Source organism: Roseofilum reptotaenium CS-1145 (genome assembly GCF_028330985.1).
GTDB lineage: Bacteria > Cyanobacteriota > Cyanobacteriia > Cyanobacteriales > Desertifilaceae > Roseofilum > Roseofilum reptotaenium.
This window is the reverse complement of the sequence record NZ_JAQMUE010000002.1, coordinates 25545-39069: the sequence shown is the minus strand read 5'-3', so window position 1 is coordinate 39069 and position 13525 is coordinate 25545. Positions and strand designations below refer to the sequence as shown.

Genomic DNA, 13525 nt, shown 5'->3' with positions numbered 1-13525 from the left:
GTCAGAGATTCTAAATTTAACTGAATCTCTGGCGCGCTGGTATCTAGGATAAAGGAAATTTCGGTGATTTCTGAAGTATTCCCATACTCGTCTGTTGCTTGAACTGATAGGGTATGTTCTCCCTCAGCTAGGATTTCTCCATTAAGGCTGTTGAGCGCTTCTTTGTCTAAGGTAAAGCTACCATCTTCTTCTAATGAAGTGGTGATTTCATTGAAGTTTGTGCCGTCCAAACTAATTTGTAGTTGTTCTATGGCGCTTTCATCAGTTACGCTTCCGGTTATTGAGGGGTCGTTGGTAATTCTATCTGAACTGGATAAACCGCTATCGTTGAGCAGTTGTGTCTCTACCATGGGAGCTTCTTCATCTGCTGCATGAGGACAGTGCAGTTCTTCAAGAATACGCTCTCCGGCTTCGGTTTCCTGCCAGTTGGCATCAGCGTCAATTAGGTTTTCTATGGGGGAAATGCCGACGGGGGTGGCTCCTTTGAGCGTGAAGATGATATCGTTGTAGTCGCGATCGCTCTTCCTATCTAAAGCTATATCTTCAAAACCATACCCGCAACTGTCTTCTCCTATTTTCACCAGTGCGGTTCCCTCTAAACTGAATAGGGGTGCTCTGGCTCCTGTGGCTTGTGGGTTGTTTAAGACTTGCTGAATGCTCCCTTTGGGCACTAACATGATTCCCAGGCGATCGCCGGGTTGAAAGGTAAGGGTTTTTTCTCCCTGGTATTGGCCACTGTTCCAGTTCCTTGATTCTACTTTCTCGTCGAGCAAAGCGCCTTCTGTGCGATCGCTAATGGCGATTTGTCCCCAGTCTGAGTCGGATAATACCCGCTTGGCTGCTTCAGAGATAAATTCCGGAGTATCTAGTTCTATATCTCCCATCTCTCGCAAGCTAAATATGCCAACTTCTCCTTTATATTTGCCGCCATCTAAGATAAAATTGACTTGGATTTCTCCGCTCTCTCCAACAAGGAAATAGCCTCGATCAACATCCAAGTATTCCGGTTCTATCCTGGCTTCTGCTGCTTGAGTTATCCGATCGCTCCCCAGGTTTTCTTCACTCTCTTGTTCGGCTTCTCTATCTTCTGATAAGAGAGCATCATCGGTTATTTCTGCTGCGCTCTGTTCAGTTTCTGTGGGAGAGAGTTCTTCCTCTTCTGACTCTATTGAATCCCTAACCTCAGAGGGTAAGGAGAGTTCTTCCGGCTCTAAGGGATCATTTTCTAAATTTAACTCTCCCTCTACTTCTTCCCTACTAATACTTTCTGGCAGGGAGGTAAAAAAGGGGAGTTCTTCTTCTATTTCATCAACCGTTTCTTCGACTTCTAAGGGATTCTCTAAGGTTTCCCCTTCTTCACTCAATGACTCTTCTGTTCTCTCGAGTTCTTCTGGATTTGAAGGAGCTATATCTGCCAGGAGTTCTGAGTCGAGATCGGGGGTTTCTTCCCCCGTTTCGATATCAATTAGAGCTGAAGGGGTGAGGATGGGTTCGAGAATGAAGGTCTGGGAGTTTTCACTATGGCGTTGATTGGCTTTGACTCGGTTTTGACCGAATAATTTTTTGAAAAAATTCATTCTTTCCTCCCAGCACCTCAATGTCCAACTCAGCCGTTTTTCATTTGAGAGGGATTTTCCCACAAGGCAAAAGCTAGGGTCAATTGTAGAAATTACGTGACTCTTATAGCTAGATTCTCCTAAAAAACGTAATTCTACTGAACCTAAAAGCCTGGGTTAGGCGTTAGTCAGTTTGATTTTTGACTTCTGACTCCTTAATGACTCCTTACTCCCCTCCCCCCATCAATTCCTGACTCCTAACTCCCAGGTGCCCCTTTTCCACTACGAAGGACAAAGAGCTGTAAACTGCTCTACGAGCTGACGATAACGTTCCCACTTGGGCATCCATTGTCCAATACACTGGTGCAACTTCTCGTGTTTCTCTCCACTGCTCTCTCCTTCTAGAGGATAGGGGAAATTACCGGAAAAGAGGACGGCCATTTGCGGGTCTTCTTCGTTGCGTTGTAACTTAACTTCATTAATGGTGAGATTAAATTTTTGCTTGCCCAATGTGGTGGTCAAGTTAAGATTGGCTTTCATGGGTTCGTCTGCGGCATTGAGCCAAGGCGCAGGAGCAAAGAGATGGTGGATATAGTTGCGCGCCCCTTCTTCTGGTTCATCGGGGAAGGTGAGGAAGGAACGGGGGTTAATGGCTATGGCGCTATAGTCGAGTTGGGGTAGAACGTTGATGTATTTAATGGCAAGTTGGGAAATGTGGATATCACTGAGGTCTCCTTCGATGGGAATCGATTGTAAGAAGCTCATGGTACCGGCTTGGGCAATCAGGTTGATGCCGTTGGTGAAGCTCACTTGTGCCATTTGTGGTGTGAGTCGAGGGGAGGAGGACAGTTCCCATTCTGGGGGGATAATGCCACTACCTTTGAGGAATGTGGGGGTGAGTAGGATGGGGTTGGAGTCGGGGGCGGCTATGGCAATTGCCAGTTCTTGAATCGCTACTTTTCCTGTCATTTTTGAGCGCTTTTTTCTGTAATTACAGGTAAAATAGTATCCTGAATCTGCTCTTGAAGCGATCGCGTTCTGATTCCCACCCTCAATGAACCGGCGGTATTAAAAGGACTCTCAGAGGCGGTGCAACTCATCCGTGAAGAGCGCCCCATCTTCCCATTGAGGTGGTGCACTGTCGCTATCGAGGGCGGTTAGCTGTGGCCAAACAAGCGGATGAAATGCTAGACCCTAAATCCTTTTAGGGTTTAGGAGATTAGCTCCAGGTCTGGCGATCGCCATTTGCCCCCTTTACCGACCCTAAAAGTTTCCCTATTAGAAATGCTGGCGTAACTTCAAAGACTTTCGTTAACTTCCGTTGCACTCGTTTTTACATTCAACACTTCTGACAGTAATTCACTAAAATTTCTAGACAATTACTAATCGCCCCTAAATGGGCAATTTCATAGCCATGGGTATTCTGAGTTGGGAAGCCCAAACAGGCTCCACGGCCGATATGACCGAGTTTCATCGCAATGGATGCATCACTGCCAAAACCACTTAAAACAGCTCGTTGGATGGGAATTTGTGTGGCTTCAGCCGCTTTTTGTAACTGCTGATTTAAATCTTCATCGTAGAGACCATAACTATCTTGGGAGAGCAGAACTGGAGCTACGCCGTCAGTGAGGGGATATTCTGGCGCTAAAGGACAAATTTCTAGGGCAATTAAGGCTTCTAACTGATGACGTTGACTGAAAAATAAGGCTCCGATCGCGCCTACTTCTTCCTTGGCTGAAGCAACTAAATAGACATCTATGGGAGGTTCTTTAACGCGCTCGGCCAGACCCAAGAGAATGGCCACCGAAGCCTTATTATCTAAGGTATAACTGGCAATATAATCATTTAATCGGATGGCTCGCTTACGGTGTTTTCCGACAACTACACGAGTTCCTGGACGCACCCCAGCCTCCCGTAACGCCTCCTTACTGAGTTTGGTTTCTATCCAAACTTTTTCCCACTCGACTGGTTTAGTTTCCTGCTGTACCTTTTGGGGGGACTCATGGGAAACATGGCGAGAGCCAAAACTGAGGATACCCGAAATGGTCTGGCGATCGCCTAAAATATCCACAATCCCCTCCCCATATACCCAAGGAAACGAGCCTCCAAGTCGAGCCACCTCTAACCGTCCCTCCGGTTTGATTCGCTTGACAATCGCACCAATTTCATCTTTATGGGCCGTAATGGCGATCGCTCGGCTCGAATCTTGACCCGGAATTTTGGCAATTACATTATCTGCCAAATCCACTTCTGGCTTCACTCCCAGACGCTCAAACTCGTCTAAGAGAAACGCATTCATCTCCCCTTCTACTCCACTTGGAGAATGGAGCATTACCAGATCTTCAATCCGTTTAAACCAGCCATCCCAATCCATTGATCCGAGTCCTATCGTATTTGTATTGCATTAAATCATGTCATTCTGCGTATTCCCCTGTTCCCCTATCTTCCTCTCTCCTGCTCTTTCATAAATCCACTATAGGCTTCCATACTATGCTCGCTCAGATCTAAGCCCTCTAATTCTTCCATTGGACTCACTCGTATCCCCACGGTAAAACTCAAGGTCAACCATAACAGCAAACTAAAGGCAATCATGGCAAATCCAACAGCTAATACCCCTAACAATTGATTCAACAACTGAGAATAACCGCCCCCAAAAAACAATCCCGCCAACGGCCCCCCAACGTCACTATACCAAGGATAAACATCGGGTCCTATACTAAATAATCCCAGGGCCAATGTTCCCCAAATCCCACAGACCAAATGGACAGAAAGCGCTCCTACTGGATCATCAATGTGCCATTGTTCCAAATACACTACGGAAAATACAACAATGGTTCCAGAGATGACTCCAATGGCGATCGCACTCACTATATTGATATAAGCACAAGAAGCCGTAACTGCTACTAAGCCCGCCAAGATGCCATTAATAATCATCGTCAGATCGGGCTTCCCAAAATAGCGCCAAGAAACCAAGGTTGCCATCACTCCACTGGCAGCGGCTGCCATATTTGTCGTCAGAAGAATATGGGTAATGGCTTCCGGATCGGCTGTTAATGTTGAACCGGGATTAAACCCAAACCATCCCAACCATAGAATCAGACAACCGAGGGTAGAAATCGCTAAATTATGGCCGGGAATAGCAGCAATTTGTCCATCTGGATATTTATCCATCCGGGGCCCTAATAAAACTGCCCCCATAAAAGCCCCCCATCCTCCCACAGAATGCACGACAGTTGATCCAGCAAAATCCCAAAAGCCCAGTTGGGAGAGCCATCCATCCCCCCAGATCCAATGGCCAATGATGCCGTAAGCCAATCCTACTAAGCCCAAACTAAAGAGAACAAAAGCGGCAAATTTAATCCGTTCAGCCACGGCTCCAGATACAATGGTAGCGGCAGTACCTGCAAAGGCCAGTTGAAAGAAAAATTTAGCGTTTAGGGGAATAGCAGCCCAATCTAAGGAACGATAGATCCCTTGATAGGCTTCTGCCACGGCTGGACTATTGTCCGGCCCACTTAAGAAAAACCCATGCAGTCCGATAAAGGAATTGCCATCACCAAACATTAAGGCAAAGCCAGTAGCCCAAAAGGCAAGAGAGGATAAGGCGAATACAATCAGATTTTTTGCTAAAATGTTGACAGCGCTTTTATGGCGGCAAAAGCCAGTTTCTAGCATGGCAAAGCCAGCATTCATAAAAAACACCAGCACTCCAGCAAATATTACCCATAGGGTATTGAGCGCAATTTGGATTTGATCGGGGATGCCATCATTGACCATGCTTGGGGTTTGGACTTCGGCGATCGCCTGCCCGGCCCAGGGAATTAAAGCTATCATGACTCCCAAACTGGCCCACAACCAGAGTGAGTATCCCTTAATGCTTATTTGGGTTGGATTTGCCTTTTTTAAGACCTTGAGTTTCAATCCTGAATAGTGTTTTTTCATTTCTTAAATATACGGATTTTGGGTAAACATTTTAAGTGCCATTGACAACCGTACAAAAGGAGTTATCTTCTCGTATTAGAGAACTCCTATGGCAAAAGTTTATCAAACTTAATGATACAAACGTAGATTGTGCCTGAAAGATCCGATTCTTAAATGAATTAAATGATACAGAAATTTTCTTTTGTTTTCTGCTATACCAAGCTTAAGAAAATCCTTAAAGGCAATTAATCAAAAATTAAATTATAAATTTAGCTTATAGTTTTGATTTGCTCCATCCTACTCTAAATCCAGTTGTCTAATCCTTCCATGACTAATCCAAGAGCGACCATTCTTCTGTGTCAACCCTGCGACTTCCAACGCTGGGTATGGCAAAGAGTATTAAGAAGCCAAAACTTGGCAGTCATCTTAACTGCCGATGCAACCCACCTATTGAAAATGCTAGAAGAGACCCGATCTAGTGGTAACCGAAAACCGGCGATCATTCTCATTGATCGCCAAACTCCGGATTTGCAGCTAGAGGAATTCTGTCTCTTGTGCCAAGAGAACTACGCAGAAATACCTGTAATTCTTTTAGAAAGCACAGATTCTGAAGTGAGTCATTACCAACGTCAAGCAGCGATCGCCTATGGCGCGATCGATATTCTACCGCCCTTTGAAGCCGATACCCTAGCCCTCAAAGTGATTGCTGGCATTAAAAAAGTATTATCCGCTCTAGGAGGATTAATTATTCACAACGATCCTCTGGTTTCCTGTTTGCTGGCCTTAAAACAAGATATGGAAAACGCCCAATCCTTATCTACTCCATCCGTAGCAGGTTCCCTCAATAATCACGATGTCTTTGAGTATCCGGCTGACTCTTTTTCAGTATCGGAAGTCAATAGAGAGGCTCCTGTTCCTCTACAACCTGTACCCTCTGTAGGTCCCCCAGGAGAAAATTCCTCAAAAAAAGCCCGTCACAAACGAGTCTATCGAGGCAGAGTCTATTAGGGACGTTAGAAGTGTCTACTCGATTGTTTTATCTAAAATGGTGCATTGAAAAAGAAGGGGGATAGGGAGAGGAAATGACCCATACACTTTCCTGTGTTGTAGTGCTTTAGCGCTCTGAACATTTGAGCGCTTTATATTCACAAAAATACCTAAATTTTTCACCTTTACTGAAGAGTTGAATATGGCTTCATATATAGAACTTTGCACTAGGCAATAGGCAATAGAAAATGTCCTCACTCTCCCTTTCCCTGCGAGAAGACTGCATTTAAGTCTATTGAGCAACAACGCTGGGAGAATTATACGCTCTGCTGGTGGCGAAGCCATGCTGAAGGGACTATAGTGCTTCGCGCTAGGCAATAGGCAATAGCTTGTATAGCTTAGGTTCTAAGGCTTTAAGCTGTACCTCATAGAAGAGAGAAACGCTATAGACGAGCATCAGGATGAAAGCCGGGCAATCTTCGGAGTACTCTTCGAGAAGTAGCTTCAAGTCTACAATACCTCCAAGATCGAAACAATTGCCAGAACTGACTAGAATTCGATACAATCATTATCCACATCAAATTCGGGGCGGGTAAATACACAGCACTCTCTGGATTCGCTTGTCCCGACAGAAAGCAAAACCCCTGCCAACATCCAGCAGTAATTGATACGAAATCTTATCGATCAATAGGGATATGATGTCTGCATCGCTGAGTTGACCAGCTCCTGGCGCACCAAAAGCACGCAGCGTCAGAAACTCCCAATCCAAAAATACCTTTGATGAATCCCATGGACAGAATTTTAACTCAAGATCAACTGCATCCACTAACTGGTTCTTCCGACCTGGGGACTTCAGGACGAGAAGAAAAAGTTTTACGCCAACTCACAGAAGAACGAGATGCTTGTGGGGTGGGAGTCATTGCCCATCCCCAAGGCATTGCCAGCCATGATTTAATAACCAAAGCTTTATCGGGTTTAACCTGTCTCGAACATCGGGGAGGTTGTAGCGCTGATAGAGACTCTGGAGATGGGGCGGGGGTAATGACCGGTATTCCCTGGGACTTATTCCAAGACTGGAGTCAGACAGAAGGCATTACGCTACCGAGTCCTAGCCATATGGGAGTGGCGATGGTCTTTTTACCCCAAGATGGATCGGCCCGCAACAAAGCCAAAGCCTTATTTGAACAACATCTAAAAGAAGAAGGGTTGAAGCCACTGGGATGGCGCGTGGTTCCAGTTAACTTGGAGATTTTAGGGCCCCAAGCACGGGAAAATGAACCGCAAATTGAGCAATTATTGGTTGAGTCTCCCAATCTATCGGGACAGGAGTTAGAGCGCCTGTTGTATTTAACCCGGAAGAAAACCCATTTAGATGCCGATCGCTCTGGAGTCGAGATCTACATTGTTTCCTTTTCTACCCGCCAAATTCTCTACAAAGGCATGGTGCGCTCGGTTATCTTAGGAGATTTTTATCGGGATCTCAAAAATCCGCTCTATACCAGTAGTTATGCTATTTTTCACCGTAGATTCAGTACAAACACGATGCCCAGATGGTCGTTAGCCCAACCCCTAAGGATGTTGGGGCATAACGGGGAAATTAACACCCTCTTGGGCAATTTGAACTGGATGCGGACTCGCGAAGTCGAATTCACCTCACCCGTATGGGGCGATCGCCTCAAAGAACTACTTCCTCTGACGAACCGCAGCGCCTCCGACTCTGCTAACCTCGATAATGTCTTCGAGTTGATGGTACTCTCCGGACGCACCCCCATGGAAGCCTTAATGATCCTAGTTCCAGAAGCCTTCCACAATCAACCCGCTTTAGACGATCATCAAGAAATTATCGACTTTTACGAATACTATGCGGGCATCCAAGAACCATGGGATGGCCCAGCCCTATTGGTATTTAGCGATGGTCGCACTGTGGGAGCAGCCCTAGACCGCAATGGTTTGCGCCCAGCTCGCTACAGTTTAACCAAAGATGGCTATATTGTGATTGCTTCGGAAACCGGTAGTATTCTCCTGGATGAATCCGAAGTTATCGAAAAAGGTCGCTTAGGCCCGGGACAAATGATGGCCATTGACCTGGAAAATCACCAGGTACTGCACAACTGGGAAATTAAACAACAGGTCGCCAGTCAATATCCCTATGGGGAATGGCTGAAAGCAGGAACCCACGATCTTGCTGAACTGCCTTGGGATACTCACCTAAACCTAGACGAGAAAACTCTGCTCACTTCCCAAACTGCTTTTGGCTATACCTCGGAAGATGTGGAAATGGTGGTACAGTCCATGGCAGAACTGGGCAAAGAGCCAACCTTCTGCATGGGAGATGATATTCCCTTAGCAGTCCTGTCCCAGAAACCCCATGTGCTGTATGACTACTTTAAGCAGCGCTTTGCTCAGGTCACCAATCCCCCCATTGACCCCCTGCGGGAAAAATTGGTGATGTCTCTGCAAATTCGTTTAGGCGACCATCCTAACCTACTCGATCCCCAGTCCCGGAAAACGACCCAGTTGCGTCTGCCGACACCGATTTTAAGTGAGGCGGAGTTATCAACGCTGGAACATTCCCTACTCAAAGCACGGGAAGTTTCCACATTGTATCCGGTGGGAGAATCTCTTCAGGTTGCTATTGACCAACTGTGCGATCGCGTAGATACCGCAGTCAGAGAAGGGGCGAAAGTGGTTGTTCTCACAGACCGCAACATTACGCCCGACCCTTCGACTCCGCTCAGGGCAAGCCAAACCTATATTTCTCCCCTAGTCGCAACCGGTGCAGTTCACTACCATTTGATTCGCAATAAATTGCGCTGTGAAACCTCCATTGTGATCGATACAGCTCAATGTTGGAGTACCCATCATGTGGCCTGTTTAGTCGGCTATGGTGCGTCGGCAGTGTGTCCCTATCTGGCTTTGGAAACCGTGCGTCATTGGTGGAGCAGCGATCGCACCCAAGGGTTCATGGAGCGCGGCAAACTGCCCAAGATCTCGATGGAACAAGCTTTAGATAACTACCGCCATGCGATCGAGTTAGGACTGCTGAAAATCCTCTCTAAAATGGGGATTTCTCTACTCTCTTCCTATCATGGGGCACAGATTTTTGAGGCGATCGGTATTGGTGAAGAGTTGTTGGATCTAGCCTTTGAAGGAACCGTATCGCGAGTCGGTGGCCTATCTCTGGATGAGTTAGCCCAAGAAACTCTACAATTTCATGCCAAGGCGTTCCCAGAACTTGAAGGCAAAAAACTGGAAAATCGCGGTTTTGTTCAGTATCGCACCGGTCTAGAATATCACATGAATTCTCCGGAAATATCCAAGGCATTGCATAAGGCAGTGAAAAATGGAACGGATGGATATGACCATTACGAGTTGTACCAAAAAATGCTGCAAGAGCGTCCCCCTTGCGCCTTGCGGGATTTACTGGAGTTCCGCCCCAATACTCAATCTATTCCCCTCGAAGAAGTAGAACCCGTCGAAAACATTGTCAAACGGTTCTGTACCGGAGGAATGTCTCTAGGAGCCTTGGGACGGGAAGCTCATGAAACTTTGGCGATCGCCATGAACCGTCTGGGTGGTAAATCGAACTCTGGAGAAGGAGGCGAAGATCCCTTGCGCTATACCGTCCTTCATGATGTCGATGGTGAAGGAAATAGTGCTAGTTTTGCCCACCTCAAGGGTCTGCAAGCTGGAGATACCGCCAGCAGTGCCATTAAACAGGTAGCTTCGGGGCGCTTTGGCGTGACTCCTGAATACCTGATGAATGGCAAACAGATTGAGATTAAGATGGCGCAAGGAGCCAAACCCGGAGAAGGGGGGCAACTTCCCGGTAAAAAGGTGAGTCCCTATATCGCCATGTTGCGCAGATCAAAACCCGGTGTACCTCTGATTTCTCCTCCTCCCCACCACGATATTTATTCCATTGAAGACTTAGCACAGCTTATTTTTGACCTGCATCAAATTAATCCCAATGCAGGCGTGAGTGTCAAACTGGTGTCAGAAGTTGGTATCGGTACGGTTGCCTGTGGAGTCGCTAAAGCTAATGCCGATATTATCCAAATTTCCGGCCATGATGGTGGAACGGGTGCGAGTCCCCTGAGTTCGATTAAACATGCGGGTGTGCCCTGGGAATTGGGCGTAACTGAAGTCCATCGGATGCTGATGGAAAATGGATTGCGCGATCGCGTTTTACTCCGGGCTGATGGCGGTCTCAAAACCGGCTGGGATGTGGTCATGGCCGCACTCTTGGGAGCTGAAGAATATGGATTTGGCTCCATTGCCATGATTGCTGAAGGCTGCATTATGGCTCGCATTTGCCACACCAACAATTGCCCCGTAGGAGTTGCTACCCAACAAGAACGACTGCGCCAGAAGTTTACCGGTATCCCGGGCCATGTAGTCAACTTCTTCTATTTTGTCGCTGAAGAAGTGCGTCAACTCTTGGCACGGTTGGGCTATCGTTCCTTAAACGAAATTATCGGTCGTGCTGACCTGTTGCAGGTGCGGAATGTAGAGTTAGCCAAAACCAACCATATTCATGTCCTGTCCCTAATTGACGATTTACCCGATACTAGAAGCGATCGCAGTTGGCTGGGCCACGGCCCCGTTCACTCCAACGGCCCAGTTTTAGATGACGACATCTTAGCCGATGCCGAGATTAAATCCGCCATTTCTGAACAAAGCAAGGTGAGCAAAACCTGGAAAATTGTCAACACTGACCGCTCCGTAGGAGCGCGCATCTCTGGTGAAATTGCCCGTCGCTACGGCAATAGCGGCTTTAGCGGGGAGTTGAAACTGTCCTTTACCGGCAATGCGGGGCAAAGTTTTGGCGCATTTAATTTACCCCGAATGCATCTGCACCTGACCGGAGATGCGAATGATTATGTGGGTAAAGGAATGCATGGGGGCGAAATTGTCATCGTTCCAGCAATGAATGTAACGTTTGACCCCTCGGAAAATGTCATCGTCGGCAATACCTGTCTCTATGGTGCAACCGGCGGTATTCTGTTTGCCAATGGTCAGGCCGGAGAGCGTTTTGCGGTTCGCAACTCCCTCGGCAAAGCTGTCATTGAAGGTGCGGGCGACCACTGCTGCGAGTATATGACGGGTGGTGTAGTTGTGGTTCTCGGATCGACTGGCCGCAATGTGGGGGCAGGGATGACCGGAGGATTGGCTTATATTCTCGATGAAAATGAGAATTTCCCGGAAAAAATTAATACCGAGATTGTTACCATTCAACGGGTAACCTCGAAGGTGGGTGCAGCCTCTGTGCGAGAGTTGATTGAGTTGCACTATTCCCGCACGGGAAGTCCGAAAGCCAAGATGATTTTAGAGAACTGGGAAACCTATTTGCCTAAGTTCTGGCAAGTCGTTCCTCCTTCGGAAGCGAATTCTCCAGAGGTGAATGATAACCCGGTTACCGAGAAGGTGGCTGTTGAGGCTTAATTGAAAGCAGGGGTCAACGCTTGTTGACCCCTAATCATTAACATTTTACACTTTTGAGACCCAAAAAAAGGACAAGACCGATACGATGGGGAGAAGAAATATTACCTTGGGAGCAGTTTTTCTCACGTTACTGTTGGGGATTTTTGCCTGCCAACCTACGACCAGCAACCGTTCTTCTGGAGAGAATAACACAGAAGAGATCTCGACGGATTTACCGGGAAAAGGGATAACGGTTAAATCAGTTCGTACTACGACTCTAGAAAATCACTTTCAAGTACAGATTGTTAATAAAGCTTTACAACAATTGGGATATGAGACTCCACCACCGGCAGAAATTCCCTATACAAGTATGTTTTTAGCGATCGCCAACGGAGATTTAGATTACACAAGCCATCATTGGGAAAAAATCCAAACTGAAATCTACCAAAATAGTGGTGGCGATGAGAAATTAAGCAAACTTGGGGTAATTGTTCAGGATTTATTGCAAGGGTATCAAATTGATAAAAAAACGGCAGAAGAGTATAATCTCAGTGACATCGGACAACTAAAAGACCCTGAAATCGCCAAGCTTTTTGATACGGATGGGAACGGGAAAGCCAATTTAATCGGATGTGACTCTGGTTGGGCCTGTGAGTTAGTCATCCAACATCATTTAGAGGTTTATGGTCTCACAGATACGGTTGAACAAGATAATGGAAAATATGTAGCATTAATGGCCGATACGATAACCCGTTATCGGGAGGGCAAACCGGTCTTGTTCTACACCTGGACTCCCCATTCGCTAGGAAGTATATTGAAACCTGGGGAAGATGTGGTCTGGTTAGAAGTTCCGTATACTGATTTACCGGAATCCCAAGGGAATGTATCTGAAGCAGATACAACAGTTAATGGGAAAAATTTTGGGTTTGCGGTCGAGAATCTGAGAATTGTCGCTAATCGAAAATTTGTGGAAGTTAATCCAGCGGCAAGCAAGTTATTTGAGTTAATCAAAATTCCCATTGAAGATATTAATGCTCAAAATAAACTGGTCGAAGAAGGGGAAGATAGTTTTGAAGATATCGATCGCCATGTTGATGAATGGATTGCCAAAAATCAAGACGTATTCGACAGTTGGATTGAACAAGCTATAGAAAGCGATTACAGATGATGCTGGAAAACTTGACCGACTAAAAACTCAGACCTGATGGAGTTGGGCGAAGGTTGAAATTGGGCAATGGGGATAAAACAAATAGCGGTTTGATGAATGCCGATCATTTGTTCTGAGATATGGCTGAGGAGCGAGTCTTTGGAGTGTTGAGTATGAGCCAGGTGAGAGACAAGCTGTTCAGCTAGGGTTTGATTGGGCGCAACGATAAGCAAGGTATTGATTCCTTGGGCATCAGGAGCAATGCCAAAGTTACAGCGATCTAGGCATTCTTGCAAGAGTTCGCCACAGGATTGATAGATTGAATCAAGGACTCGTTGGTAGAGATCCTGGGTTAGGGTTAAATGATCGGAGCTAGATGAGGATAACACGGTGAATTCATTCCTTAGTCAGTTTCCCGACCCCATTGGTAGTAAGGCGTTTTCCATTGGGGGGATTCTGTAGGGGCAGATTCACGAAAATTTCGGTAAAC

At 46.5% G+C, this 13525-nt stretch carries 9 protein-coding genes; 3 read left to right on the top strand and 6 right to left on the bottom strand.

The features are described 5' to 3' along the window. The 5 genes from PN466_RS00270 to PN466_RS00250 all read right to left on the bottom strand — a co-directional run. Positions 1-1577: Ig-like domain-containing protein (locus tag PN466_RS00270; protein WP_271936010.1), on the bottom strand; the 1577-nt coding region annotated here is incomplete at its 3' end. A gap of 261 nt (positions 1578-1838) precedes the next feature. After that, on the bottom strand, positions 1839-2525 hold the full coding sequence (locus PN466_RS00265) for a hypothetical protein (protein ID WP_271936009.1): 687 nt from the start codon (positions 2523-2525) through the stop codon (positions 1839-1841). Next, the gene (locus PN466_RS00260; protein ID WP_271936008.1) at positions 2522-2674 is read right to left on the bottom strand and encodes a hypothetical protein; all 153 of its coding nucleotides are present in this window, start codon (positions 2672-2674) and stop codon (positions 2522-2524) included. The genes PN466_RS00265 and PN466_RS00260 overlap by 4 nt, the downstream gene beginning before the upstream one ends. A 221-nt stretch (positions 2675-2895) precedes the next feature. Then, a complete protein-coding gene (locus PN466_RS00255; RefSeq protein WP_271936007.1) occupies positions 2896-3930 on the bottom strand; it encodes a M42 family metallopeptidase in 1035 nt (344 codons plus the stop codon). A gap of 65 nt (positions 3931-3995) precedes the next feature. Beyond that, a complete protein-coding gene (locus PN466_RS00250; protein WP_278002926.1) occupies positions 3996-5498 on the bottom strand; it encodes an ammonium transporter in 1503 nt (500 codons plus the stop codon). A 306-nt stretch (positions 5499-5804) separates the two neighbouring features. On the opposite strand from PN466_RS00250, the gene PN466_RS00245 reads away from it, so the two are divergent. The 3 genes from PN466_RS00245 (at position 5805) to proX (ending at position 13056) form a co-directional block, all read left to right on the top strand. Further along, complete coding sequence (locus PN466_RS00245; RefSeq protein WP_271936005.1) at positions 5805-6485, top strand: response regulator; 681 nt, start codon at positions 5805-5807, stop codon at positions 6483-6485. Positions 6486-7253: 768 nt separating this feature from the next. Continuing rightward, a complete protein-coding gene (gene gltB, locus PN466_RS00240; protein ID WP_271936003.1) occupies positions 7254-11909 on the top strand; it encodes a glutamate synthase large subunit in 4656 nt (1551 codons plus the stop codon). A gap of 106 nt (positions 11910-12015) precedes the next feature. Beyond that, positions 12016-13056 carry a glycine betaine/L-proline ABC transporter substrate-binding protein ProX gene (proX, locus tag PN466_RS00235; protein WP_271936001.1) on the top strand — a complete coding sequence of 347 codons (1041 nt, stop codon included), beginning with the start codon at positions 12016-12018 and terminating at the stop codon, positions 13054-13056. Here proX and PN466_RS00230 read toward each other — a convergent pair. After that, positions 13047-13424 (bottom strand): hypothetical protein, encoded by a 378-nt coding sequence (locus PN466_RS00230; protein ID WP_271935999.1) that lies wholly within the window; start codon positions 13422-13424, stop codon positions 13047-13049. The two genes, proX and PN466_RS00230, sit on opposite strands and share 10 nt — an antisense overlap. Positions 13425-13525 lie beyond the last annotated feature (101 nt).

What these genes read in the sequence shown, in the direction of transcription:
- PN466_RS00265 (WP_271936009.1), bottom strand. Translation starts at nt 2,525, where the DNA reads ATGACAGGAAAAGTAGCGATTCAAGAACTGGCAATTGCCATAGCCGCC.
- PN466_RS00260 (WP_271936008.1), bottom strand. Translation starts at nt 2,674, where the DNA reads ATGGGGCGCTCTTCACGGATGAGTTGCACCGCCTCTGAGAGTCCTTTT.
- PN466_RS00255 (WP_271936007.1), bottom strand. Translation starts at nt 3,930, where the DNA reads ATGGATTGGGATGGCTGGTTTAAACGGATTGAAGATCTGGTAATGCTC.
- PN466_RS00250 (WP_278002926.1), bottom strand. Translation starts at nt 5,498, where the DNA reads ATGAAAAAACACTATTCAGGATTGAAACTCAAGGTCTTAAAAAAGGCA.
- PN466_RS00245 (WP_271936005.1), top strand. Translation starts at nt 5,805, where the DNA reads ATGACTAATCCAAGAGCGACCATTCTTCTGTGTCAACCCTGCGACTTC.
- gltB (WP_271936003.1), top strand. Translation starts at nt 7,254, where the DNA reads ATGGACAGAATTTTAACTCAAGATCAACTGCATCCACTAACTGGTTCT.